Genomic DNA, 26351 nt, shown 5'->3' with positions numbered 1-26351 from the left:
CTTACTCTTCCTCATGGCTTGATTCAGGCTCACGATCCCACGATAAACGAGGGTCGAAGGTCATGGCCGCAAACATGGTCATAATCACGACCAGTGCAAACATTAAAGCCCCCATCGCGGGATAAATACTCATCAAACCGCCCATCCGCACCAGTGCAGAGAGAACGGCGATGACAAACACGTCAATCATTGACCAGCGTCCGACAAACTCGACCACTTCATAAATCAGGTGCATGCGTTCGCTGTCGCGTTTTCCATGCCCCTTCGCATCCCAGCAGAGCCAGGCGATGGCGATCATTTTTAAGGTTGGCACCATAATACTGGCGATAAAGATCACGCCGGCGACAGGATAGGAACCTTCTCCCCACAGCAGGATCACCCCGGCCAGGATCGTCGAGGGCATTTTGTCGCCGAGCAAATCGGTGATCATGATCGGTAGAATATTGGCAGGCAGATACAGCATGACGGAGGTGACCAGCAGCGCCATCGTCCACTGCAGGCTATTTTTACGGCGTACGTGACCTTTTGTTTCGCAGCGCGGACAAACGTCGACATCGGCGGGCAGCACGGCGGTGCAGCATGGGCAGGAACGCAACCCCTGGCGAATGCCGGGCACGCCGACTTTTACCGTCTGCGCAAGCGTCGGTGCCGGGGCGATATCATCCCACGCCCAGCGCCTGTCCACGCACTGGAAGGCGCGCAGCTGCAGGACACAGTACAGGCACCACGGAATAAAGCTGCTGCCGATCCCCACATCACCATACGCCATGAGCTTCACGAAACTGACCAGAATGCCCGCCAGAAAGATTTCGGCCATACCCCAGCTTTTGAGCTGAAAAAGGATACGCGCGAGCCGGATTTTCAGTGATGAGGGCATCCTGACGCGGTTGACCAGCAAAAGGATAACGACCAGGCAAAAAGCCGGGACTATCTGGACAAACAGGAGAAAAAAGGTGCCGAGGCTGGCGTAATCTTCCGAGAACATCACGCCTGGGATTTCAAGCAGATCCACCTGGCTTGTTATCCCTCCCACCTTCATATAGATGAAGGGGAAGAGATTAGAGAGCAGCAGCATGAACAATGCTGCCAGAGCGTAAGCAGTGGGACGCTGCCGCGGCGCGTCCCACTCGGTTGTCAACGTTGCGCCGCAACGTGGACACAGGGCTTTATGTCCGTGACCAAGCTCTGGCAACGCCACGAGCATATCGCATTGCGAGCATAAAATATGCCTGTCGGCATGGTGCTGGTCACACATATGTTATCCCTGTTTATGCGCCGTTTTTCAGAGACTCAAGGTACTCCCAGCGCTCAAATGCTTCTTCCAGGGCTTTTTCAGCCGCGGACAGTTCAGCCAGTACTTTCTGAGTATAGTCGTGCGGCTGCGTAAAGAATGACGCATCAGCGACCTGCATCTGCAACGTTTCCAGAGCGGCTTCCAGCTCTTCAAGACGCTGAGGCAGCCCCTCGAGTTCGCGCTGCAGGTTATAACTCATTTTAGCAGGAGATTTTTTAACAGTTTCTGCTTTTGTTACAGCAGGTTCCGGTACATTTCTGGATTTAGCCTGTTTCTGCGCCAGAGACTGCGATTGCTGCCCTTTTGCATCGTGATAACCGCCTACGTATTGTCCAATTCGCCCTTCACCTTCGAAGATCCAGCACTCGGTTACGGTGTTATCCACGAACTGACGATCGTGGCTGACCAGCATTACGGTCCCCTGATAACCGTCAATCAGTTCTTCGAGTAATTCCAGCGTTTCGACATCAAGGTCGTTCGTTGGTTCATCGAGAATCAACAGGTTACTTGGTTTCAGGAACAGACGTGCCAGCAGCAGACGATTACGCTCTCCGCCAGATAACGCACGGACTGGGGTCATCGCACGTTTCGGATGGAACAGGAAGTCCTGCAGATAGCCCAGCACGTGGCGCGGCTTGCCGTTTACCATTACCTCTTGCTTGCCTTCGGCGAGGTTATCCATCACCGTGCGGTCCGGATCCAGCTCCGCGCGGTGCTGGTCGAAGTAGGCCACTTCCAGCTTAGTCCCACAGTGAATGCGGCCGCTGTCGGCCTGCAGCTGGCCCAGCATCAGCTTCAGCAGCGTGGTTTTACCGCAGCCGTTCGGGCCGATAAGCGCAATTTTGTCACCGCGCTGAACCTGGGCGGAGAAATCTTTCACCAGCACTTTGCCATCAACCTGATAGTTGACATTTTCCATTTCGAAGACAATCTTGCCGGAACGGGATGCTTCTTCCACCTGCATTTTGGCGCTGCCCATCACTTCACGGCGTTCGCTGCGCTCACGGCGCATTGCCTTCAGAGCGCGCACGCGGCCTTCGTTACGGGTACGGCGGGCCTTGATGCCCTGGCGGATCCACACTTCTTCCTGCGCCAGCTTGCGGTCGAACTCCGCATTCTGCAGCTCTTCCACGCGCAGGTTTTCTTCTTTCTCAAGCAGATAGGTGTCGTAATCGCCAGGATAGGTGACCAGCTTGCCGCGGTCGAGATCGACAATACGCGTTGCCATGTTGCGAATAAACGAACGGTCGTGCGAGATAAAGATGATGGTGCCGCTGAAGGTTTTCAGGAAGCCCTCCAGCCAGTCAATCGCTTCGATATCCAGGTGGTTCGTCGGTTCGTCCAGCAGCAGCACCTTCGGCCCGCTGACCAGCGCGCGGCCCAGGGCCGCTTTACGCAGCCAGCCGCCGGAGAGCGCCGACAGCTCCATGTCCGCTTCCAGACCAAGCTGGGCCAGAACCTCGTTAATGCGGTTTTCAAGCTGCCACAGACCGTGATGATCGAGCATCTCCTGCACTTTCGCCAGTTCGTTGAGGTTCTTGTCGCTTGGATCGGTCATCACCAGATGCGAAATCTCGTGATAACGCTTCAGGTATTCGGCCTGCTCAGAGATCCCTTCCGCCACGAAATCGTAAACGCTGCCGGTCACGTGACGCGGCGGGTCCTGCTGGAGGCGGGAGACGATCAGATCCTGCTCGTAAACGATGCGCCCGTCATCCAGCCCCTGTTCGCGGTTGAGGATTTTCATCAGCGTGGATTTACCCGCGCCGTTACGGCCCACCAGGCAGACGCGCTCGTTATCTTCGATATGCAGCTCTGCATTATCGAGAAGCGGCGAGTCGCTGAAAGAGAGCCACGCGCCGTGCATACTAATTAAAGACATTTATTTTTCCTTTCAGACCGCGGTAATCAACCAGCAGTTATGAATTTGACGGTTACGGGCAAAGTCCTGAGACAGCGTTTTTTGGCTGATTTCTTGTGCTTTCAGTCCCAGGGCTGCTAAGCCGTCATGATCCATACGGAAGCCGCGTTTGTTGTTCGAGAACATAATAGTGCCGCCCTTACGCAGCAGGCGCTTCAGGTCGGTCATCAGGCGCAGGTGATCGCGTTGAACGTCAAAGCTATCCTCCATGCGCTTGGAGTTGGAGAAGGTCGGCGGATCGATAAAGATCAGGTCGAACTGCTCGTCGGTATCACGCAGCCAGCCCAGCACGTCGGCCTGCATCAGTCGGTGCTGACGTCCGGTCAGCCCGTTAAGACGCAGGTTGCGCTCCGCCCACTCCAGATAGGTACGGGACATATCCACCGTGGTGGTGCTCCGCGCGCCGCCCAGACCCGCATGCACGCTCGCGCTGCCGGTATAGGAGAACAGGTTGAGGAAATCTTTGCCCTTGCTCATCTGACCCAGCATGCGACGGGCGATACGGTGGTCGAGGAACAGTCCGGTATCCAGATAGTCGGTCAGGTTCACCCACAGGCGAGCGTTGTATTCGCCCACTTCGATGAAGTCGCCCTTCTCGCCCATCTTCTGATACTGATTTTTTCCTTTCTGACGCTCGCGGGTTTTCAGCACCAGCTTGTTTGGCGCAATGCCGAGCACGGCGATGGTGGCCGCAATCACATCCAGCATGCGCTGACGCGCTTTTTGCGCATCAATGGTTTTCGGTGGAGCATATTCCTGAATCACCACCCAGTCCGCGTAGCGGTCAACCGCCACGTTGTACTCCGGCAGATCGGCGTCGTACAGGCGGTAGCATTCAATGCCCTCCTGCTTCGCCCACTTCTCAAATTTCTTCAGGTTCTTGCGCAGGCGGTTGGCGTAATCTTCCGCCACGCCGGATGGCTTACTGTCCGCCGCCTTCTCCGCCAGATGGTAGTTTTTCTGCACGCAGTCCAGCGGGCCGTTTTTCGCTTTAAACTGGCGATCGGCACGCAGCTGCAGGCAGCTCAGCAGCTCCGGCGAGGCGCTAAACAGCGACAGGTTCCAGCCGCCGAAGTAGTCCTTCATATTGCGCCCCAGCAGGCTGTGCAGGGCAATCAGCGCCGGTTCGCTGTCCAGACGCTCGCCGTATGGCGGGTTGCTGATCACGGTACCGTACGGACCTTTTGGCAGCGGGTTGGTCAGGTTCGCCACGTCTTTCACCTCAAAGGTGAGCAGCTCGCCGATACCGGCGCGACGGGCGTTGCTGCGCGCGCGTTCGATTACGCGCGGGTCGCTGTCCGAACCGTAGAAGTGGGAGGTGTACTCCGCCAGACCTTTACGCGCGCGGGTCTGCGCGTCGTCTTTGACCTCTTTCCAGAGCGCTTCGTCGTGCTGCGCCCAGCCTTTAAAGCCCCAGTGACCGCGATGCAGGCCCGGCGCGCGGTCGGTTGCCAGCATGGCCGCTTCAATCAGCAACGTACCGGAACCACACATCGGATCGAGCAGCGGCGTGCCCGGCTGCCAGCCGGAGCGCATTACAATGGCGGCGGCCAGCGTTTCTTTAATTGGCGCCATACCGGTACGATCGCGGTAGCCGCGCAGGTGCAGGCCTGCGCCGCTCAGATCGAGAGAAATACTCGCCGTGTCACCGTTGAGCCAGACGTTAATACGCAGATCCGGATTTTCGCGATCGACGTTTGGACGTTCCTTATTTTTACGCGTGAAGCAGTCCACAATGGCGTCTTTTACGCGCAGGGCACCGTACTGGCTGTTGCGGATCTCGTCGTTCACGCCGTTGAAATGCACCGCAAAGGTGGCATTGGGCGTGAAGATCTCTGTCCAGTCGATCATCTGTACGCCGGTATAGAGGTCCAGGTCGCTATAGACCTTGCACTCCTTCATCGGCAGCATGATGCGCGACGCCAGACGGCTCCACATCAGGCTCTGGTAAATAAGCCGCGTGTCGCCCTCAAAATGGACACCACCCTGAACCACCTGGCACTCTTGCGCGCCCAGGCTTTCCAGTTCAGTTTTTAACAGCTCTTCCAGCCCACGGGCCGTACTGGCAAACAGAGAATTCATATCGTCACTTTTACTCTTAGAAAATTGTCGCGCATTATAGCTAATATGGCGTGTATGTCATAAAGTTGAAGGCTTATTTTCATTTGTGGGAGTGTGCAGTGGCGACGTTATCCAGGCTTTTTATTCATCCGGTGAAATCCATGCGCGGCATCGGCGTCTCTCACGCGCTGGCCGACATGAGCGGATTCGCCTTCGATCGTATTTTTATGGTCACCGAGCCTGACGGCACGTTCATTACCGCACGCCAGTTCCCGCAGATGGTTCGCTTTACCCCTTCCCCGCTTCATGACGGTTTACACCTTACCGCGCCGGACGGTTCCAGCGCGGTAATTCGCTTTGCTGATTTTGCGCCTGTCGATGCGCCAACGGAAGTGTGGGGCAATCATTTTACCGCGCGCATCGCCCCGGATGAGATTAACCGCTGGCTGAGCGGTTTCTTCTCTCGTGACGTGCAGCTGCGCTGGGTAGGTCCTGAACTGACGCGTCGCGTGAAGCGCCATGACGCAGTTCCCCTCTCCTTCGCCGATGGTTTCCCGTTCCTGCTGACTAACGAAGCCTCGCTGCGTGATTTACAAGGCCGCTGCAAGGCCAGCGTTCAGATGGAACAGTTCCGTCCGAACCTGGTGGTTACGGGCGCCGACGCCTGGGAAGAAGACACCTGGAAAGTGATCCGCATCGGTAGCGTCATCTTTGATGTCGTAAAACCCTGCAGTCGCTGCATTTTCACCACGGTGAGCCCTGAGAAAGGCCAGAAGCATCCTTCCGGCGAACCGCTGAAGACGCTGCAGTCGTTCCGCACTGCGCAGGACAACGGCGATGTGGATTTCGGCCAGAACCTGATCCCGCGCTCCAGCGGCGCAATCCGCGTCGGTGATGAGGTAGAAATTCTTGCCCGAGGGCCTGCAAAAGCATACGGCTCAGGTCAGGAAGAAGAAATGGTCGACGTTGCGACGAATGTCGCCTCTGCGGTAGATATTCACTGGCAGGGCAACGTCATCCGTGGCAACAACCAGCAGGTATTACTGGAGCAACTGGAGCAGGCAGGTATTCGCGTACCCTATTCCTGTCGCGCAGGCATTTGCGGATGCTGCCGCATCAGGCTGGTGGATGGAGAGGTCAGTGCGCTGAAAAAATCGGCAATTGGAAATGACGGCACAATTCTGTGCTGTAGCTGCATACCGAAAACGTCCGTACAGCTGGAAGCTTAAACCGCCTGTTCAAGGCTGAAGGAATCTACCCGCAGCTGCGGCTTCAGCCTGTCGTTCATCACTTTAATGGCATCGCCAAGCTGCATCGTCCGCCCGGCAATGGTTACGCCGGGCTGTGCCAGCAGGCAGAGCGCAGCATTTTCGCCTGGCTCAACCACCAGCAGGCTCACCTCTTCTGCGGTATCGCTTAGATTGACGCTGGCCGCGTCACCCGTTGCCGGGGTCCAGCTCATACCATGCGCAAGAAAATGCCAGCTTTTTGGCATTTGCGGTTTCAGGAAGCGGATAGCCACCAGCGCATTTAATACTAACTCGGCACGCTGCTCTTTAGAGAGCACCAGATCCCGGCATTTTTCTTCAAAGGAGAAATAAAGCGCCGCATCGTCAACGCAAAAGCCCGACGGGGAAAATGCATCCGGGGTTAACATTCGGCGGGCAAAACGAGAACGAAACAACATGCCATTGGCTAAATCGAGCATCATTCGGTCATGCTCGTCGCAAAAATACCAGCGCCAGTTATCGTCAGGTTTAATTCGCATGTGTCTCTCCCGTCCCCAAACGTCCTGTACTAAAAATGTCCTGTTTGCCGCCTCGTTTATAACACCATTAATAAAAGACTATAATGACTAAATAAGCAACAGTGACGGAATATAAAACAACCAGGGCTGGAAATAAAGCCCTGGTTGTCTGATTAAGAGAAAAGATTAGATATGAGTAACGATTTCTTTAATCAGCGGCGGTCCTTTAAAAATAAAGCCGGAATAGATTTGCACCAGTGACGCACCTGCCGCCATCTTCTCGCGCGCAGCAATCACTGAGTCAATGCCGCCGACGCCAATAATCGGCAGACGTCCTTTTAATTCCGCAGACAGGGCGCGAATAATTTCGGTGCTTTTTAATTGCACCGGACGTCCACTTAACCCACCCGCTTCGTCACAGTTTTTCATTCCCTGCACGAGGGAACGATCGAGAGTGGTATTGGTCGCAATAACACCATCAATATTATGGCGAACCAAACTGTCGGCAACCTGGATCAATTCTTCAGGAGAAAGATCCGGGGCGATCTTAACCGCGACCGGAACATATTTATGGTGGATCGTCTGGAGTTCATTTTGTTTATTTTTAATGGCACTCAGAAGATCGTCCAGCGCTTCGCCATATTGTAAGGAACGCAGACCCGGAGTATTGGGTGAAGAAATATTCACCGCGATATAACCGGCATAGGCGTAGACTTTTTCCATACAAATCAGATAGTCATATTTACCCTGCTCAACCGGCGTGTCTTTATTTTTGCCGATATTGATGCCTAATATCCCGTCAAAATGGGCTTTTTTTACGTTCTCAACCAGGTGATCAACACCGAGGTTATTAAAGCCCATGCGGTTGATCAGCCCTTCGGCTTCAACCAGGCGGAACAGGCGCGGCTTGTCATTTCCCGGCTGCGGGCGCGGCGTGACGGTGCCGATTTCAATGGAGCCAAAGCCCATCGCGCCCAGGGCATCAATGCACTCGCCATTTTTGTCCAGACCGGCCGCCAGACCCAGCGGATTTTTAAAGGTCAGACCCATGCACTGCACAGGTTTTTCCGGCACATTCTGACGCACCAGAGCGGCCAGCGGCGTTCCGGTAATACGACGTAATTGCTGGAATGTAAATTCATGAGCGCGCTCAGGGTCGAGCTGGAAAAGGGCTTTACGAACGAAGGGGTAGTACATGAACTCTCCTGGATTCCCGGTGTGCAAACCGGGAGGGGATTATGGGCGATCCACGCGCGAAAGGGAATTGACCTGCGGCAAAAAATCAGCGCAAAACGCAATCGTTTACCTTCCCGTCTATTTCTTATGCACTTTTTCGCATTTTAATTGCAGATAAATCATTTAGTGGAATAACCGCGCGGTGTCACACTCCTGAAAATTGTTATGAATGTTAGATAAAAGCAAACAATTGGTTATAAGGAGGAAGTATGCGCGTCATTACCCTGGCCGGAAGTCCACGATTCCCTTCGCGCTCCAGCGCCCTGCTGGAATATGCCCGCGAAAAACTCAATGCCCTGGATGTGGAAGTGTGCCACTGGAACCTGCATAACTTCGAACCTGAAGATCTGCTCTATGCCCGTTTCGACAGCCCTGCGCTTAAAACGCTGATCGAGCAGCTTAACGGCGCTGACGGCTTAATTGTGGCAACGCCTATTTATAAAGCCTCCTTTTCCGGGGCGCTGAAAACCCTGCTCGATCTGCTTCCGGAGCGCGCCCTGGACGGCAAAGTCGTGCTGCCGCTGGCAACGGGCGGTACGGTTGCCCATTTATTGGCCGTGGATTATGCCCTGAAGCCGGTGCTGAACGCGCTGAAAGCGCAGGAGATCCTCCACGGCGTTTTCGCAGATGACTCCCAGGTTATCGATTATCAACATAAACCTCATTTTACGCCCAACCTGCAAACCCGCCTCGATAACGCACTGGAAACCTTCTGGCACGCTCTGCACCGCAGGGATATCCAGGCCCCGGCGTTTGGTCAGCCTCAAGGAGTCGCACATGTTTAAAACGTTAACCCGCATCGGCCTGGCAGGTCTGATGGCGCTTACCTCGCTGGCCCATGCCGCAGAAACGGCTCCGGAAAGTTTGCGCATTGGCTATCAGAAAGGCAGCGTCAGCATGGTGCTGGCAAAAAGCCACCAGCTGCTGGAAAAACGCTTCCCGAACACCAAATTCTCCTGGGTGGAGTTCCCTGCTGGCCCGCAGATGCTGGAGGCCCTGAACGTCGGCAGTATCGATCTCGGCAGCACGGGCGATATTCCGCCGATATTTGCCCAGGCGGCGGGAGCGGACCTCGTCTATGTTGGCGTTGAGCCGCCCAAACCGAAGGCCGAAGTGATTCTGGTGCCTGAAAACAGCGACATTAAAAGCGTCGCCGACCTTAGAGGACATAAAGTTGCTTTCCAGAAAGGTTCCAGCTCACACAACCTTTTGCTGCGAGCTCTGCAAGAGGCCGGACTCAAGTTCACCGACATTCAGCCCGTCTACCTGACTCCCGCTGACGCCCGCGCCGCGTTCCAGCAGAAGAACGTTGATGCCTGGGCCATCTGGGATCCGTACTACTCCGCCGCATTGCTGCAGGGCGGCGTTCGCGTGCTGAAAGACGGTACCACGCTGAAGCAGACCGGCTCGTTCTATCTGGCCTCGCGTCCTTATGCGGAAAAGAACGGCGCATTTATTCAGGGCGTACTGGATACCTTTACCCAGGCCGATGCGCTGACCCAGACCCAGCGTCAGGAGAGCATTGCCCTGCTGGCGAAAACCATGGGCTTACCTGAGCCGGTGATCGCGAGCTATCTCAACCACCGTCCGCCGACCACCATTACGCCCGTGGACGCGCACGTCGCCGCGCTTCAGCAACAAACGGCTGACCTTTTCTATCAAAACCACCTGGTGCCAAAACAGGTCACTATCCGCGAACGCATCTGGCAGCCCGCAGGCAAAGAAGGAGCTAAATCATGAGTCTGAATCTTTTCTGGTTTTTACCCACCCACGGTGATGGACACTATCTTGGTACAGAAGAGGGCTCGCGCCCGGTTGACCACGGCTACCTGCAGCAGATTGCGCAGGCGGCGGACCGAATCGGTTTCACCGGGGTGCTGATCCCGACCGGACGTTCATGTGAAGATGCCTGGCTGGTGGCCGCATCGATGATCCCGGTCACCCAGCGTCTGAAGTTCCTGGTTGCCTTACGCCCGAGCGTAGTCTCCCCTACCGTGGCGGCGCGTCAGGCGGCAACGCTGGACAGGCTATCCAACGGTCGCGCCCTGTTTAACCTGGTGACGGGCAGCGACCCGCAGGAGCTGGCGGGCGATGGGGTGTTCCTCGACCATACCGAGCGCTATGAAGCCTCCGCCGAGTTCACCCGCGTCTGGCGACGTCTGCTGGAAGGGGAAACCGTCACCTTTGAAGGCAAGCATATTCACGTTCGCGACGCGAAACTCTACTTCCCACCGGTTCAGCAGCCGCGCCCGCCGCTCTATTTTGGCGGATCGTCGGATGTGGCCCAGGATCTGGCGGCAGAGCAGGTCGATCTCTATCTTACCTGGGGCGAACCGCCTGAGCTGGTGAAAGAAAAAATTGCCCAGGTACGCGCGAAGGCGGCCGCCCATGGCCGCAAGGTGCGCTTCGGTATTCGCCTGCACGTAATCGTGCGCGAAACCAATGAAGAAGCCTGGCAGGCCGCCGACCGTCTGATTTCCCATCTGGACGATGAGACCATCGCCAGGGCGCAGGCCGCGTTTGCCAAAACCGACTCCGTCGGACAGCACCGAATGGCGTCCCTGCACAACGGCAAGCGCGAGAATCTGGAGATCAGCCCGAACCTGTGGGCGGGCGTCGGCCTGGTGCGCGGCGGTGCGGGCACGGCGCTGGTCGGCGACGGTCCGACCGTAGCCGCCCGCATTAATGAATACGCAGACCTGGGTATCGACAGCTTTATTCTCTCCGGTTATCCGCATCTGGAAGAGGCGTACAAGGTGGGCGAGCTGTTATTCCCGCATCTGGATGTCGCCATCCCGGAGATTCCGCAGCCGCAGCGGCTTCAGCTTCAGGGCGAAGCCGTGGCGAACGAGTTTATTCCACGCAAAGCCGCACAGAGCTAAGGAGTGACCATGTCTGCCACCTCACAAAAATGGCTGCTGCGCGCCGCGCCGTGGTTTTTACCCGTCGGCATTGTGGCTCTCTGGCAGCTCGCGTCATCCACCGGCTGGCTGTCGAGCCGCATTCTGCCCTCTCCGGAGGGCGTCGTAGAAGCGTTCTGGTCGCTGAGCGTGAGCGGCGAGCTGTGGCAGCATCTGGCGATCAGCTCCTGGCGCGCCGTGATTGGGTTTTCCATCGGCGGCAGCATCGGTCTGGTTCTGGGCTTGATCAGCGGCCTTTCCCGCTGGGGCGAGCGGCTGCTGGATACCTCCATTCAGATGCTGCGCAACGTGCCGCATCTGGCGCTGATCCCGCTGGTTATCCTGTGGTTTGGGATTGATGAGAGCGCCAAGATCTTCCTCGTGGCGCTGGGCACATTGTTCCCGATTTACATCAACACCTGGCACGGCATCCGCAACATCGATCGCGGTCTGGTGGAGATGGCGCGCAGCTACGGCTTATCGGGTTTTTCCCTCTTTATTCACGTGATTCTGCCGGGCGCCCTGCCCTCTATTATGGTCGGGGTGCGTTTTGCGCTCGGCCTGATGTGGCTGACGCTGATTGTGGCAGAGACCATCTCGGCCAACTCAGGCATTGGCTACCTGGCGATGAACGCCCGCGAATTCCTGCAAACGGACGTGGTGGTGGTTGCCATCATTCTGTATGCCCTGCTCGGCAAGCTCGCCGACGTCAGCGCCCAGTGGCTGGAGCGCAGCTGGCTGCGCTGGAACCCGGCCTATACCCTTCAGGAGGCGAAAGCATGAACACTGCACGACTGAATCAGGGAACGCCGTTACTGCTGAACGGCGTGACCAAACGCTACGGCGAAAACACCATTCTTAACGGGCTGGATCTGCACATTCCCGCCGGACAATTTGTGGCCGTTGTTGGTCGCAGCGGCGGCGGCAAGAGTACCCTGCTACGGCTTCTGGCCGGGCTGGAAGCCCCCAACGGCGGTGACATTCTGGCAGGAACGACGCCGCTTTCGAATATTCAGGACGATACCCGCATGATGTTTCAGGATGCACGCCTGCTGCCGTGGAAAACGGTTATCGACAATGTCGGGCTCGGTCTTAAGGGCAGCTGGCGGGATGAAGCCCGCCAGGCGCTGGCCGCCGTTGGGCTGGAAAATCGTGCGGGCGAATGGCCGGCAGCCCTCTCGGGTGGGCAGAAGCAGCGCGTGGCGCTGGCGCGTGCGCTAATTCACCGTCCGGGCCTGCTGTTGCTTGATGAACCGCTCGGCGCGCTCGACGCCCTGACGCGGATCGAAATGCAGGATTTGATTGGATCCCTCTGGCAGGCGCACGGCTTTACGGTACTGCTGGTGACGCATGACGTGAGCGAAGCCGTCGCGATGGCTGACCGGGTGCTGTTAATAGAGGACGGGAAAATAGGCCTGGATCTGACGGTGGATCTTCCGCGCCCTCGCCGCGTGGGCTCTGCAAGGCTGGCGGAGCTGGAAGCTGAGGTATTGGATCGGGTGATGAAGCGCGGGGGGACGGAGTTACAGCGAGCCAAGGCTAATGCCTGATGCCCTCACCCCGGCCCTCTCCCGCGGGGAGAAAACACAAAAAACGGCAACCGAGGTTGCCGTTTTGCGTTTACCTGCCCACCGGCATTTTTTACATCAGGCGAGCGCCTTAGCAATCTTCTCGTACAGATCGCCAGACAGGTTCTCCAACCCTTTCAGCTGCTCAAGCGCGGCACGCATTTTCGCCTGACGCTTCGCATCGTAGCGTTTCAGACGGATCAGCGGCTCAATCAGGCGCGACGCCACCTGCGGGTTACGGCTGTTCAGCTCGGTCAGCATTTCCACCATGAACTGATAACCGCTGCCGTCTTCGGCGTGGAACGCGGCCGGGTTGCTGCTTGCAAACGCGCCAATCAGCGAACGCACGCGGTTTGGGTTGCTCAGTGTAAAGGAACGATGCTTCAGCAGGCTGCGCACGTTGCTGAGCGCATCGGCCGCCGGGCTGGTCGCCTGCAGGATGAACCACTTGTCCATCACCAGGCCATCCTGATGCCACTTGTCGTCGTACTCCTGCATCAGCGCGTCGCGGCACGGCAGCTCAGCGGCAACGCTTGCACCCAGCGCGGCCAGCGCGTCGGTCATGTTATCCGCTTCATGATACTGCTTGCTCACAAGGGTGTTCGCGAGCTCGGTTTCACCAAACGCCAGGTAGCGCAGGCAGGTATTACGCAGAGAACGTTTACCAATGTCCGCGTGCTCAACGCGATAAGCATCAAGCTTGTTGGCGTTATAAATGGCGAGGAACTCGTCCGCCAGCTCAGCAGCCAGCGTACGGGTCAGCGCTTCACGCACCGCCACGATGGCAATCGGGTCGATGATGTCAAACAGCTCGGCGATTTCAGTCGCTGACGGCAGGGTCAGAATTTCAGCGGCCAGAGCCGGGTCAATCTTCTCATCCAGCAGGATCGCGCGGAACGCGTCAGCCACATGGACAGGCAGCGACAGCGGCTGGCCCTGCTGATGGCGGTTTACGTTGAGCTTGATGTAGGTTGCCAGCAGGCTTTGCGCCGCATCCCAGCGGGAGAAATCGTTACGCGCGTGACGCATCAGGAACGTTAGCTGCTGATCGCTCCACTTGTATTCCAGCTTCACCGGCGCGGAGAATTCACACAGCAGCGCAGGCACCGGCTGGAAGTAGACGTTATCGAAGATAAAGGTCTGCTCGGCCTGAGTCACGTTCAGCACGTGGTGTACCGGGTGGCCTCCCTTCTGGAGCGGGATGACTTTGCCTTCGTTATCGTACAGCTCAATGCTGAACGGAATATGCAGCGGATATTTCTCTTCCTGCTCCGCCGTCGGCGGCGTGCGCTGGCTGATGGTTAGGGTGTACTGCTCGGTTTCCGGATTGTAATCGTCTTTGACGGTGACAACCGGCGTCCCGGCCTGGCTGTACCAGCGGCGGAAGTGAGAGAGATCGACATTAGAGGCATCTTCCATCGCCTGCACAAAATCGTCGCAGGTGGCCGCGCTGCCGTCGTGCCGCTCAAAGTACAGCTGCATCCCTTTCTGGAAGTTCTCCTCGCCCAGCAGGGTGTGGATCATGCGGATAATTTCAGCGCCCTTCTCGTACACCGTCAGAGTGTAGAAGTTGTTCATTTCGATAACTTTATCCGGGCGGATCGGGTGTGCCATTGGGCTGGCATCTTCCGCAAACTGCAGGCCGCGCATGGTACGCACGTTGTTGATGCGGTTCACCGCACGTGAACCCAGATCGGAGCTGAACTCCTGATCGCGGAAGACGGTCAGGCCCTCTTTCAGGCTCAGCTGGAACCAGTCGCGGCAGGTTACGCGGTTACCGGTCCAGTTGTGGAAATATTCATGGCCGATAACGCGTTCAATATCGAGGTAGTCTTTATCCGTTGCGGTATCGGTACGCGCCAGCACGTATTTAGAGTTGAAGACGTTAAGGCCTTTGTTCTCCATTGCCCCCATGTTGAAGAAATCGACGGCGACGATCATATAGATGTCGAGATCATATTCCAGGCCGAAGCGCTCCTCGTCCCACTTCATGGAGTTGATGAGGGAGGTCATCGCCCACGGCGCGCGGTCAAGGTTGCCGCGGTCAACAAACAGCTCCAGCGCCACCTCGCGACCAGAGCGCGTTTTGAATGTATCGCGCAGCACGTCGAAGTCCCCCGCCACCAGCGCAAACAGGTAGCACGGTTTCGGGAAGGGATCCTGCCACTGCACCCAGTGACGGCCATTCTCCAGCTCGCCTTCGCCTACGCGATTACCGTTGGAGAGCAGGAAGGGATACAGGGTTTTATCGGCGATGATTTTGGTGGTGAAGCGCGCCAGGACGTCCGGGCGGTCGAGATACCAGGTTATATGGCGGAACCCTTCCGCTTCACACTGGGTACACAGCGCCACGCCCGACTGGTAAAGCCCTTCCAGCGCGGTGTTGGCGGCCGGGCTGATTTCATTCACGATGCGCAGCGTAAACTGTTCCGGCAGGTTGTCGATGACCAGCTGGTTGTTTTCTTCTTTATAGTCCGACCAGGCTTCATCATTAATATGCAGGGAGACCAGCGTCAGGTCTTCACCATCCAGACGCAGCGGCACCGCAGTTGCGCTATGGCGCGTCACCTGGCTCACCGCCGTGACAACGGTTTTTGTGGCATCCAGGTCAAAAGTCAGATCGATTTCGCTAATCAGGTAATCCGGCGCACGGTAGTCGTGGCGGTATTTGGCTTGTGGCTGTTGTGTCATAGAAAACCTTATGCATCGTTTGTCGAGTAACGTTTCAATATATTCCTGTTGCGCAAATCGCGCTATGCAGAATGTTCATCTTTTCAGGGTCAAAACCCTTTTTTGCTACATTTGTATAATATGAACTCATAGTTTTTAAAATCGATAAAGATCGTCCAGGAGCGCTTTAAACAAGGGATGAGCGAGATCGATATAAAGCTTGATTAACGAACTTTAACGAACTTCACATACCACTTTTGCCCCATCCATGCCCCACACATAATTTTAGTCAGCGCCAGACCACATCAGCCCTGTAGGGCAAATCGATAACAAACACTCCAGCAGTATGTTCCCCAAAATTTAAAAACAAGTGGTTCATGCCTTGACAGACAAAACCGCCAAAGCAAAAATACTGTATATTCAAACAGTGATTAGCGGAGCACTTATGTTCGTAGAACTGGTTTATGACACGCGTAATGTTGAGGGGCTCGAAGGGGCCAGAGAGATAATTCTGGCCGAGCTGACGAAGCGGGTGCACCAGATTTTCCCTGATGCCGAAGTGAAGGTGAAGCCTATGCAGGCAAACGGCCTGAATAGCGATGCCAGCAAAAGCGATCGGGAAAAACTGAACCGCATGCTGGAGGAAATGTTTGAAGAATCCGATATGTGGCTGGTTTCAGAGTTCCCGACTGTTCGCCAGGTTGGCCTGTAGAGATTGTTCGGGCAATCTGTCGCCGCCCATCATTGCTTACGATGAGCGGCGGTTTCATCAACTTCCTGGCTGCAATGCCTCTACCTGTTTCTTTAAATCTTCAATCTGTTCCATTAAAGCCAGAATAGCTTCATGGTGAAGTGCTGCTGAAGCGCCGGTAACATCGACTGATAAGGTTTTCTCAACTACCGTTCCGTCTTTAAGTTCAGTACGTCCGCCCTCAAAAACTGCCGTCGGCATGACTTCCATAAGCTCCTGCGCTATAAAACCCTGCCCGGGAGGTGCATCATCCAGACGCTCCCAGGTATATCCATGCATCATTCGCATTTTCTTAAGCGGGTTTTCTATGACCTTTATATTAGTCTTGATGTCTTTATCGGAATTGCTCAGCCATGAACCGGCATTCGCAACGGCATTACCTGATAACTGGAAATCCCATGAAACGTTACGTGACGCAGTATCGATACCCATGATTACGTTACTGACCTCATAATCGCCTGAGGTGTTGTACTGCATAATGACATAACCATCTGATGCGGGACGCCTGAACATCAATCCGGAGCCATTCTTCACACCAGCGCCAGGGTTAAACACATTAAGTTCAACCGTGCTTCCTAGTTGCGGGTCAACTTTGAAGAGTTGCTTTCTGATACCGCTACTGTTTTCAGTTGCCAGATCTCCCAAACCGAGGTTTGTGCGAGCGCCTGATGCGGTTGTCGAACCGGTACCGCCCTGGTTAACAGGTACGGCCCCACCGCTCTTGGTTGCCATATTGTCAGACAGATATTTCCATGACGGTCCGGTGAAGGTAGTGCCGTCTGGCAGCTTCACTGTGATGTTTCCGGCTGCGCTGTAAACCTGCTGCCAGTTCTGTTTGTCGTAATTCAGTCCACGCAGCGCTTCAGCACTTTGCGCCACCAGCGCGGCAGTGACCATGTTCAGCGCCACACGGGGAACCGCTGACCAGGCCGCACCGGATTGCGTTGGCCCGGTAAAGTTGCTGACTAGCGTCAGTTGGGTATTACTGTCGACTGTTTTCACCGGCAGCGTGTAGGGCACACCGCCCACAGTCGAAACAATGAAATCACCTGCGGCGAGTTCGGTTGCGAATGAGGTTCCTGAACCGCCAACAATAGCGGACCCGTTTGTCAGGGTAATGGTTCCTGCCGACATAATGGACTCCTGAATTCAGATAATAAAAAACCCGCCGGTGCGGGTTGTCAGTAAATTGCATCAATAACGGGGATGGATAGACTTGTCAGCCTTCGTCCTACGACGCTGTATTTCGATGTCCACGAAGCGACATTTCTTCCCCTCCCGGCGCGTACCAGATTGCCGCTGCGGATCAGGCCCGCCCATTTCAAATAGTCCCAGCCAGTGTAAACCTCGCTGTTATAGCCATAGCGGCCAAGCAAAATCATGCCCTCGCCAATATCGGTATTTGACCATGATGGTGTATAGGTCTGGTTCCGGTACACAAATGGCCTGCGCGTGGTGGAGAACACACAGACACCTCCCTTAATGATATTTAGCCCCCTCCCTGGCGTCGGGCTTACGCCACTGGCAAAAATTGCGATTTGCATGGTGACCGTAGCATCCTGATCGAGACCAGAATGGTCTATTGTCGCAATAATATTCGAGCCGTCGAATTCAATGGTGACGTTATCAGCACTCCATTTTGCGAACACCATATAGCGGTCGCGTGAGATATTTGTCGTCGGTGTAGCCCAGCTCCCGGTGAAAGTGACAGTGCCGCGCCAGACGCAGTAGCCAGACATCGTGGCATCAGTGATTGAGAGGAAATCCGTGCTGTCCCTAATCAGCAATCCCCTACCTGAAGAGGTCGGTAGAATTTGCCAGATTGATGAGGCAAAAGTACGAGAGCTCCCCAGCCCATCACTACGCCAGTTATTCATGGTGATGGTATTGCCGTTTACGGTAAAACCATCCAGCATGACAATGGTTGGAATCAGATTGGTACCCACCCAAAACCTGTCGACAGTATTGCGCGGAATAAGGACGATCTGACTTCCATCAACTCGCTGGTTAATTGTGAACTGGTTCCCCGAACCAGCATCGCTAACATTCTGGCAAAACGAAGGGCAGCGGAGCCCGGCTGTTATTTCCATTGCCGGGCCGCCGTCGTCGTACGTAATACGTAAACCTTTTGGCATTGTCACCACTCTCCAAGAACAATCAGGTTCCCACCACCGAGATCAATTCTTACGCCCCTTCCGTCAATGGTGACGCCATTGCCATTCCCGGTGAACGCAAAATTACCGCTGGCGGCATACAGCGCGCCGTGCAGCTCACAATTCCCGCCCTTATCAATATTCCACCCGGCACCACCAGGACCTGCCACATAGTTTGATGAGCGGATGTAATTACCGATTTTTGCATTCGTAATGCTGCCGTCCTGGATCATGGCGTCACGGATGAACACCTGGCCGTTATAGACAAAAAATGCAGCCTGGTAATTTCCCGGGTCACTTCCTGAGTAAATACCAAACTGATCTGCAGCAAAGACCACTGTAGATTTATAGGTGCCGCCGGATGGCTCTATCGACATCCCAAAACCAGTGTTGTACTTCACCCCGCTTCTGACTATCCCGAGGTTGAGCGTATAGGACGCCTTTCCTGTTCCATCACTGTTTACTTCTGCCGTCAATTTCTGGTTAACAGCTGCGGTCAAATCCCCTACCTGGGCCTGCACGTAGGTAGACAGGTCTGCAAGGCCTTTATCCACTTCTGCGACCGTTGTTTTAACAACCAGGATATCAGCACGCACCTCCCCATACTGCTGATACTGGTGTTCAACCGTTCCGTGATTTGCCAGGGCATTCTGCATGGCTGCTTCGAGGTTGATGTCCACACCTTCAGAAACATTTTTGAAAGCGTCAGAGTCACGCACAGCATCATCAATAATATCGATCAGCTCTCCGGTTTCAGTCTGGCAGAGCGCGGCCACCTGGATGAAAGCAGATGTACCGAATGCATTGATGGTTCTGATGTACCAGTAATAGGTATGTCCGTTTTTCAGGTTGTGGCTTGTCCACGTCGTGCCAATACCCGCACGCGTGGCCCCGGCCTCCACGGTCGCCGTATCTGTATTGGCAAGCGGCTGTTCCCCAGACGTCCAGAAATCAAACTGGGTGGAGACGTTCGTTACGGCTGCGAGGCGGGGAATAAGCATCACGGCAAAAAATGCCTGCTCTACAGTGACGCCTGACGGCGGAGGCGGTGCCTCAATGCTGAATTCGAGATAAGCCTCAGGTGATGATGCCCCCATCTGATTAACGGCGGTGACATGGGCTGTATAAGTATCCTGCAGCAGACCGGTTAATCGCGTGAAGGAACCAGGGACCTGGGCTGTGAGCACCGGCTGGCCATTCCTGCGAATGACAACCTGGTTATAGACAAACTGCCCGATGTTCTGCCAGGAGAGAACGCCCTGCACCACCTGACCAATTTCCTCCACGGTGTACCTCAGATTCTGAGGCTGCGCCACCCCACCAGGTGGAAGCTGGGTAAACGGTGGCCGTTCGATGGGCTTACCGATGGCGTCACCCCACACGTCAGCAGTCTCCTGCTTCAGCGTAATCTGCACGCCGTTCTGCACGCCAAATTTCCAGTCTGTAACGCGCATCTCAACGTTAACGATCCCAAGGGAGGGAAAATTAACTTTTACGTACATGCCGGGGCGGTACCGGTATCCACTCAGGTTCAGAGTGAGATTCATTGTACGGGAAATGCGGGTGCGCTTAAGCTTGATGTCCGCCAGGCGCTGGGCCTGAAATTCTGAAGTAACGAAACGCAGCTTAAGATCCTGCGATATTTCCACTCCGTCTTCGGTTACCCACTCACTGACAGATACTGAAGGGAAATCGGCTTCAGAGTAGGTCTGTTTAGGATCGACAAACGTCCCGCTGATGGTGTTAACGCGCTCAGACTGCGACACCTCAGGCATGATCTCGATATCACCAGCCAGTTGACTCTCGGTAATGATTTCGGTTGCAGGACCGTAATACGCGCCAACGAGGATGCCATGTTTACCGGCGATGTAGGTTGGCTCTGCTGCCCCAGCTGTCAGCATCGCCTCAAGAATGCTCGCTTTATTTTCGCTGAGGTCAAATTCTCCGTTCAGCGTGTAGCGTTTTTCCGTCGTGCCGTCGCCGTTTGTCACCAGCTCGTCGCAGATGTTGGCCGCCTCCTGAAACTGATCCCAGTTAATATCAGCATCAGCGACTTTCAGGTAACTCCGGTAATAGTCCAGCACACACAGCGCCAGATTGTTGCTGTACTCCGTGCGGCCGGTGCGCGGGTCGTATACTTTCCGGCCCGTCTTCTCAACCTTCACGTTAGGGATGCCGGACGGGAATTTCTCAGCATTGTATTTCAGAGACAGACGCAGCCAGGAAATCCCCTTTCCGCTCATGTCATCTTTCCACGACGGGCAATTTGCCAGCATAAACGGATCTGCTGTCTGGCGGTCGATATGCACTTCATACGTGGCGCTCTCGCCATAGGAGCCGATATCATCATCGCCCAGGTAAATGGTGCCCGTGCCTGAAATTGGGTGCCCCGCGAGGGTGATGGCAAGGTGAACCCATTCACCATCAGTCTGCTCGCCGGGCTGTTCTTCAGCGAAAAACAGAGTGCCTGCAGATACGGTCCTGCCATAAACAACCGTTTTAGGGCTGGCAGCCGCGCGCAGCACCTGCTTACGCTCCGCAGTGTCCCGGTAAGACCCCAGTGATGGCTTCTTCGTCATCATCTGTGTGGCGACCTGAGCGGCAATGGTGATTGCCATTGCGATAGCGTAGGCGCCATTGGCTGCCGCGGCGCCAGCGGCTACCGTCGCGATGATAGGAATTGCAGCAGGCATCAGCGAACCCTCCACGTACTCAGGGGCTTAATTCGAAGGCAAACCAGCCCCGTTTCTCCCGGAGCCCACACTGCACCACCGTAAATTACCCCGGCGCATCGGGTACCCGCGTTTTCCACTACAGCGATATCGCCGCGCTGAGCCATCTTCACCGGCACTTCATTGAGGTATTTAGCCAGCACCTTTTCGAGTGAACCGCCGCCGCGCAGCAGTGCCTTTTTTGCGCCTGTTTCGCTGTCGTAGGTCCCGCGCCAGCCGTCGGCGAAATTATCCCCGGTCATCGCTTCCGCACAATCTGCCGCAAACAGGCAGCAGTCATGTTCGCCCCATAAAAAAGGCCGCTTTTCAGCGGCCCTTATCACGGCGATTAATCTGTTATGCCAGTCTGGATGCTTCATGCTTCCTCACGAATAGGTAAACCCTGGTGCATCTTTTTTGCTGCCCCAGTAAATTGAACGCTCTGCCATCTGCGCGACGTAACGAAATATGCGGTCGCCTGGCTGGGTGGCCTGGTGTGACTCGTCGGTATAACGGTCCGGGAACGGTCGCTGCCAGTCCTCAAAAATATTACTGACGGTGTACTGCAGGGCATTCGTTTCACCCGCCGTTGCCCCAGTGCCGGAAACCTTCCCCTTAAAAATCAGGTCTGCAACCTGAACGACGCCGTTATCATCCATCGCCACTAGATACAGCTCCGCTGGCCTGCCCACACAGCGCTCATTGAGCGTTTTAGCAAACAGCGACATATCCAGCCCTGATAGCGTCATCCTGAGCTGCGTCGGGCTTGTTGTGTTGGTTTCGCCTACATCGTCGATGGCGCCCATCGTACCCATGCCGTAATAGACATAACCACCCAGCACCAGCGTTCCGGTACCGGAATGAACGTAGGCGGTACCTGACTCAAACTGGACATTGGCCGCCAGCACGGCGGTAACCCTGTCGCGGGATAACCAGTCCACCATCGAATCAGAAAACGGTGAATACAGCATCAGAAAGCCTCCTCAAACTCCAGCGTGTAGCTGGTAAAAATGCCCGGTACGCGGTTACCTGCCCCCTGCTGGTTATCCTTCAGCTTGAAAATGCCGTATGGCTTAGCGACTTCGATTTTTCCGTTGGCAGGGGGAGAAGCGCGCAGCATAGGCGCAAAGGGAATAACGGCAGTTCCTGCAGCAGTGCTGGTCACATCGGCGGTGACCATCTTCAGCTCGTCATTGACGGTAAAGTAATCACCGGTGCGCAGTACCAGTGTGCCGGGTGTCCAGCCCTTACTGCCGAGCTGAGTACCTGTCTGGTTCGCGTCAGAAACCACCGGGTTTCCGGCTGGCGTCCTGCCTACCCTCCCCCAGTCACTGATCTTCACCCTGCCATATTCACCATCCAGATCGGCCACCAGCGCATCGATGCGCCGGGATTTATCGTCTGTAAGGTTGCTAAACGTCAGGGAGCAGATCCAGCGGGTGCCGGGGAAACGGACAGTCTGTGATGCACCATTAAACGGGGAACGAAAGGTTTTGGTGTTACTTTCCGGCCGCCACGTCAGCGACGCCGGACATACATCTTCAGGCCATTCAAGCGCAGCCATAGTTTCTCCCGATGTTGAAAACACTGATCTTTTATCAGGATGTTATTGATTTACATACCTGGCTATGGTTGAGGCTCAGCCCGTCAGCGGTGGGACGCTGGCGCACTCAATGAAGAGGGATGGCTGATTACCTCTGTCTAAGGGACCTAAATGTCAAACGAACAACGAATTGAAAATTTTGAATCCAGAATTCAACAACTGGAAGGTATCGCAAAACATCTACAGGTACGTTCCGAATTAACGATGTATATTGTCTCGGCAATTATTGGCGCAGGAGGGCTGAAGAAAGAAGGTGTTTTAGAACTTATAAGGGATGCCAATTTCAATGCGCCGGACATAAGCCCTGCAATTATCGCCAAAGAAAAAGAAATCGTTTCCACACTGGTAAACAAAGTGAAGATTTCTTAACCTGCACACTGAGCAACATTGGGGCATCAAAGGCTGCTCTTTGGGTGGCCTTTTTTTCTTTCATATCTATCTCCTGCCTTTCAGCTCATTAATAACACAATAAGTACCATTAAACGCCAAGCATCCTCCTGGCCTGACCATTGGTCTGGAAATCACTCAGCATGTCCTGACGCGCTTTTTTAGCGCCATCGGCAGCACCCTGACGCGCGGCCTCCTGCATGGCACGATTAAGCGCGGCGTCACCGTTACCAGAAATATTGATATGCTGCGTGATATGGATTTCACCACCTCCACCACCGGAAGCTGTAGTGCCGACCATCCTGACGCCAAGAGTGCCATTCGGTGTCCTGGTTAGTGGCATCACAGCCTCGGGGCCAGCTTCCCCCATCAATCCATCGCCTTTGGCAAATTTGAACATCGTCGGGCTGGAAATGATCGAATTACTGAAATGGCTAAGATTTTGGGAATCAAAGACGCCGCCTTTGGCAAACTTCAGTCCGCTGGCCGCGCCGGAATATACGCCTGATGGTGTACTTCCTGCAGAGGTTGCATCCCCCCCACCAAAAAGACCGCCAAGAGAGCCGAACAGTCCCCCACCTCCTGCAGACTTCAACGAATTGACCAACATTGCGTTGAGGATAATTTTTTGCATAGAAGCCAGTACCGATTTCGACCAATCCTCCCAGTCAACTTTATTGCCTGATAAAGCATCGGAAATATTTCCGATAAGACCTGTCATTGAGTTGTTCACAAGGTCTGCTGTCTGCGAGGAATAATCAGAAGCGGTATCAAACCAGTTTTTAAATCCCTTCTCGGCGCCTGCAGTCCAGTCAGCCTCAGAAGCAGCGATTGCTTTATATTTTTTGTCCAGCGCATCGAGAGCCGCCGCACGCTGTGCGATTGCTTCGGTACCGCCGTCAGTTTTGGCAAAAACACGGTCAATCTGCTGAGTTTCATCGAACCGGCTGCGCTGGCGATCACTCATTCCTCTGGTTTCAGTTGTCAGAGTAGCCTCGTCCCTGAACTTCCTGGCCGCTTCAGTTAAATCCTTCAGGGCATCAGCCTGTTCGCGCTGCTTGCGCACGTTCTCATCAGCCTTTTGGGTCCACTTCGCCAGTTCTGTAGACGATGCCTGAATTGCCCTGCGCTGCTCATCCGTCCATTTAGTGCCGGCTTGGTGGGAAGCCGCATAAAGATCGGAGGCTTTTTCTCCCTCCGTTGCCCGCACGCGTTGCACGTCGATAGCCACGCTTAGATCGGCCATCTTACGGGAATACTGCTCAGCGGTGCTGGCCGCTTCACGCTCGGCTTTACTCTGCGCATTCGAAGCAGCCGTAGAGGTCTTTTTGGCCTCAGCTGCTGCCGCATCCTTTTTGGCTGCCTGATCCTTGTTGTAGATGTACTGGGTGTAAAGAGCCCCCGTCAGCTTCAGATCTTCTGCTTCATAGACGTGCTGCTGATGGAGTTTTTCTAAGCCGTTGAGGCTGGCCATCTCGTTATCACGGCGTGCTCGGTCAAGGGCCGTTTGCTGTTGTGGCGTAGCATTAGAAACAGGCACGATGGGGCTGACAAACTTAGGCTCAACCGTTGGGATCACTGCCATTGTTTGATTCAGGAGTCTGTATGCACCATTTAAAATGGAAATTGCACCAGCCTGCTGTATAGCCCTCTGAGTAGCGAGATCGCTCGCCTCATTTACGAGCTTTTGAGTGGCCGCTATTCTTGCGGCGACCTTCTCTCTTTCAAATTCAAGTTGAGACAACCGATCAGTTAAAGAAATATTTTTTTCGGTTATATCAGCCTGATCCATGAAGGTATTCAGGTAGGTTAAACGTGGGGATTTATTATATTTTTCCTGAATTAATGCCAGTCCTGCCTGGCTTTCCTTAACCTTCGCAATTTGTGAGTCAAGATCGGCCAGGTCCTGCTTTTGTGCCTGTAATGATGTACGGGCATCGGCTGCCGTAGAGCGTAGCCCCAGCACCGACATCTGCTGCAGCTTACCGTTTATTTCATCCAGATTATTGGCAAAGCCAACCGCCTCCTTGTGTACCTGCTGGGTGTGCTGATACAAACCATACATCGCCGCACCGGCACCGATAATTACTCCAGGCCATCCACCGAGAATACCCAGCACCCCACTACCCAGCCGTGACATGACCGAGGCTGTATTGGTGAGGTTGTTAACTGCAGAGGCCCTGCCAGCAAGCGCCGTATTCAGTGATGCCTGAGCTGCGGCAAGATTACGCTCAGCGACAATCTGAGCCTCAATACTCGTCGCCGCTGCGCGTGCCTGTTGAGCGCGGTAAACAGCCTGGCGACCAGCAGCAACGCTAACCTGTGCACCGCGAACCTGCGCCTGCGCCAGTGCGACTTCGGCAGCTGTATTAGCGAGGACAGCCCGTGTGGACTCTCCAACACTGCCGACCATATTCCCAAAATAACGGGCCAGCCCAACACCAACCAGAATGCCTGCGGTGTTAGCCACATCATCGATGTTATTGGCCAGCCCATCCAGCACACCAGAAAGCGCGGAGGATGCACCAACAGCATCGTTCGCACCGCCGACCCAGGCGAGAAAGGCGTTTTGTACTTTCTGTGCAGATCCGCTGATTGATGCCGGGAGAGTGTCGAACTCTTTGCGCAGAATCTCGACGTTGGTCAGCAACGGAACGATCTTATCTGTAGTCAGCTCGCCATTGTTGGCCATATTACGCAAACCGCCAACAGTGGTGCCAAGCCCATCAGCCAGCAGTTTCGCCAGGCGGCCGCCGTTCTCCATAATGGAGTTGAATTCTTCTCCTCGCAGAACGCCGGAGCCCAGCGCCTGACTCAACTGTGTGATAACAGAACTCGCCTCCTCCGTACTGGCGCCAGACAGCTTCAGCGAGGTTGCAACGGTTTCCGTCACTTTTGCGACGTCAGCAGAAGCGTAACCAGCATCACGCAGGGACTGTGCAATTCGGCTGTAAAGGTTGCTGTTCGCTTCGAGGGATGTTCCAGTGCGTTGGCTGATCTCCATGAGCACGCGCTGTGATTCCACGTAATCATCGCTGGAAGAAGAAGCTAGGCGAAGGCGTCCATTCAGTTGGTTCCATGTGTCGGAAAACGCGATCAGCTGATGCGTGGCAAATGCACCAGCCCACGCACCGGCAAGCCCGGCAGCAGAAGATCGCACGGTTGCAAGTTGAGAATTCAGGTCAGCCAAAGAACGCTGAGTTTCACGCGTGGCCGCTGCAGCTTTTTTCCCGCCCTGCTCCATAGTGCGGTAGTAATCCGTTCCCATGCGAGATGCGCGGGAAATCTCTGTCTGGAAGGAGGAGGAATTGGCAGAAATTTTTATGATCAATTCACGGAGTGTTGCCAT

21 protein-coding genes are annotated in these 26351 nt (G+C 55.1%); 8 read left to right on the top strand and 13 right to left on the bottom strand.

Going from position 1 to position 26351, the window contains the following annotated elements:
• Position 1: 1 nt before the first annotated feature.
• Genes pqiA through rlmKL form a run of 3 tightly spaced genes read right to left on the bottom strand, consistent with a single transcriptional unit; the run spans position 2 to position 5297 of the window.
• On the bottom strand, positions 2-1255 hold the full coding sequence (gene pqiA, locus WM95_RS09015) for a membrane integrity-associated transporter subunit PqiA (protein ID WP_063408015.1): 1254 nt from the start codon (positions 1253-1255) through the stop codon (positions 2-4).
• A gap of 13 nt (positions 1256-1268) precedes the next feature.
• Positions 1269-3176 (bottom strand): ABC transporter ATP-binding protein, encoded by a 1908-nt coding sequence (locus WM95_RS09010; RefSeq protein WP_063408016.1) that lies wholly within the window; start codon positions 3174-3176, stop codon positions 1269-1271.
• Between the two features lie 12 nt (positions 3177-3188).
• On the bottom strand, positions 3189-5297 hold the full coding sequence (gene rlmKL, locus WM95_RS09005) for a bifunctional 23S rRNA (guanine(2069)-N(7))-methyltransferase RlmK/23S rRNA (guanine(2445)-N(2))-methyltransferase RlmL (RefSeq protein ID WP_045619460.1): 2109 nt from the start codon (positions 5295-5297) through the stop codon (positions 3189-3191).
• A gap of 98 nt (positions 5298-5395) precedes the next feature.
• Here rlmKL and WM95_RS09000 point away from each other — a divergent pair, with 98 nt between their 5' ends.
• On the top strand, positions 5396-6505 hold the full coding sequence (locus tag WM95_RS09000; RefSeq protein WP_063408017.1) for a YcbX family protein: 1110 nt from the start codon (positions 5396-5398) through the stop codon (positions 6503-6505).
• Here the strand turns inward: WM95_RS09000 and zapC are convergent.
• Both zapC and pyrD read right to left on the bottom strand, forming a co-directional pair.
• Positions 6502-7044 (bottom strand): cell division protein ZapC, encoded by a 543-nt coding sequence (gene zapC, locus WM95_RS08995; protein WP_023311020.1) that lies wholly within the window; start codon positions 7042-7044, stop codon positions 6502-6504. The genes WM95_RS09000 and zapC overlap by 4 nt on opposite strands.
• A gap of 165 nt (positions 7045-7209) precedes the next feature.
• Positions 7210-8220: a quinone-dependent dihydroorotate dehydrogenase gene (pyrD, locus tag WM95_RS08990; RefSeq protein WP_088544748.1), complete on the bottom strand. Its 1011-nt coding sequence runs from the start codon at positions 8218-8220 to the stop codon at positions 7210-7212.
• Between the two features lie 248 nt (positions 8221-8468).
• Here pyrD and ssuE point away from each other — a divergent pair, with 248 nt between their 5' ends.
• From ssuE to ssuB, 5 genes are read left to right on the top strand one after another with little or no spacing between them, the layout of a single operon-like run.
• Positions 8469-9044 (top strand): NADPH-dependent FMN reductase, encoded by a 576-nt coding sequence (gene ssuE, locus WM95_RS08980; protein ID WP_008499940.1) that lies wholly within the window; start codon positions 8469-8471, stop codon positions 9042-9044.
• Positions 9037-9999: a sulfonate ABC transporter substrate-binding protein gene (locus tag WM95_RS08975; protein ID WP_063408018.1), complete on the top strand. Its 963-nt coding sequence runs from the start codon at positions 9037-9039 to the stop codon at positions 9997-9999. Before ssuE ends, WM95_RS08975 begins: the two co-directional genes overlap by 8 nt.
• On the top strand, positions 9996-11141 hold the full coding sequence (gene ssuD, locus WM95_RS08970; RefSeq protein WP_039261601.1) for an FMNH2-dependent alkanesulfonate monooxygenase: 1146 nt from the start codon (positions 9996-9998) through the stop codon (positions 11139-11141). Before WM95_RS08975 ends, ssuD begins: the two co-directional genes overlap by 4 nt.
• Positions 11142-11150: 9 nt before the next feature.
• The gene (ssuC, locus tag WM95_RS08965) at positions 11151-11942 is read left to right on the top strand and encodes an aliphatic sulfonate ABC transporter permease SsuC (protein ID WP_023311016.1); all 792 of its coding nucleotides are present in this window, start codon (positions 11151-11153) and stop codon (positions 11940-11942) included.
• On the top strand, positions 11939-12709 hold the full coding sequence (gene ssuB, locus WM95_RS08960; protein WP_032658179.1) for an aliphatic sulfonates ABC transporter ATP-binding protein: 771 nt from the start codon (positions 11939-11941) through the stop codon (positions 12707-12709). The genes ssuC and ssuB overlap by 4 nt, the downstream gene beginning before the upstream one ends.
• 96 nt (positions 12710-12805) lie before the next feature.
• Here the strand turns inward: ssuB and pepN are convergent, their stop codons facing one another.
• The gene (gene pepN / locus WM95_RS08955) at positions 12806-15418 is read right to left on the bottom strand and encodes an aminopeptidase N (protein ID WP_023311014.1); all 2613 of its coding nucleotides are present in this window, start codon (positions 15416-15418) and stop codon (positions 12806-12808) included.
• 424 nt (positions 15419-15842) lie between these two features.
• Between pepN and WM95_RS08950 the strand changes: the two genes are divergently transcribed.
• Complete coding sequence (locus WM95_RS08950) at positions 15843-16109, top strand: DinI family protein (RefSeq protein WP_088544747.1); 267 nt, start codon at positions 15843-15845, stop codon at positions 16107-16109.
• Positions 16110-16166: 57 nt separating this feature from the next.
• Here the strand turns inward: WM95_RS08950 and WM95_RS08945 are convergent, their stop codons facing one another.
• From WM95_RS08945 to WM95_RS08920, 6 genes are read right to left on the bottom strand one after another with little or no spacing between them, the layout of a single operon-like run.
• The gene (locus WM95_RS08945; protein WP_088544746.1) at positions 16167-17282 is read right to left on the bottom strand and encodes a tail fiber domain-containing protein; all 1116 of its coding nucleotides are present in this window, start codon (positions 17280-17282) and stop codon (positions 16167-16169) included.
• Between the two features lie 47 nt (positions 17283-17329).
• Positions 17330-18283, bottom strand: a complete 954-nt coding sequence (locus tag WM95_RS08940) for a DUF6453 family protein (protein ID WP_088544745.1) — start codon at positions 18281-18283, stop codon at positions 17330-17332.
• A 2-nt stretch (positions 18284-18285) separates the two neighbouring features.
• A complete protein-coding gene (locus WM95_RS08935) occupies positions 18286-20994 on the bottom strand; it encodes a phage tail tip fiber protein (RefSeq protein WP_088544744.1) in 2709 nt (902 codons plus the stop codon).
• Entirely contained in the window at positions 20994-21392 is a 399-nt protein-coding gene (locus WM95_RS08930; RefSeq protein ID WP_088544743.1) for a DUF6950 family protein, read from the bottom strand. Before WM95_RS08930 ends, WM95_RS08935 begins: the two co-directional genes overlap by 1 nt.
• Before the next feature lie 6 nt (positions 21393-21398).
• Positions 21399-21983 (bottom strand): hypothetical protein, encoded by a 585-nt coding sequence (locus WM95_RS08925; protein ID WP_063144001.1) that lies wholly within the window; start codon positions 21981-21983, stop codon positions 21399-21401.
• Positions 21983-22576, bottom strand: coding sequence for a hypothetical protein (locus WM95_RS08920; RefSeq protein ID WP_088544742.1), 594 nt, complete (start codon positions 22574-22576; stop codon positions 21983-21985). The genes WM95_RS08925 and WM95_RS08920 overlap by 1 nt, the downstream gene beginning before the upstream one ends.
• 150 nt (positions 22577-22726) lie before the next feature.
• Here WM95_RS08920 and WM95_RS08915 point away from each other — a divergent pair, with 150 nt between their 5' ends.
• Complete coding sequence (locus WM95_RS08915; protein WP_050482969.1) at positions 22727-22984, top strand: hypothetical protein; 258 nt, start codon at positions 22727-22729, stop codon at positions 22982-22984.
• A 109-nt stretch (positions 22985-23093) separates the two neighbouring features.
• Here WM95_RS08915 and WM95_RS08910 read toward each other — a convergent pair whose 3' ends face one another.
• Positions 23094-26351, bottom strand: coding sequence for a phage tail tape measure protein (locus tag WM95_RS08910; RefSeq protein ID WP_088544741.1), 3258 nt, complete (start codon positions 26349-26351; stop codon positions 23094-23096).

This window comes from Enterobacter cloacae complex sp. ECNIH7 (genome assembly GCF_002208095.1).
Lineage (GTDB): Bacteria > Pseudomonadota > Gammaproteobacteria > Enterobacterales > Enterobacteriaceae > Enterobacter > Enterobacter cloacae_M.
The sequence above is the reverse complement of the archived record's forward strand: the minus strand, read 5'-3'. Positions and strand labels throughout refer to the sequence as shown.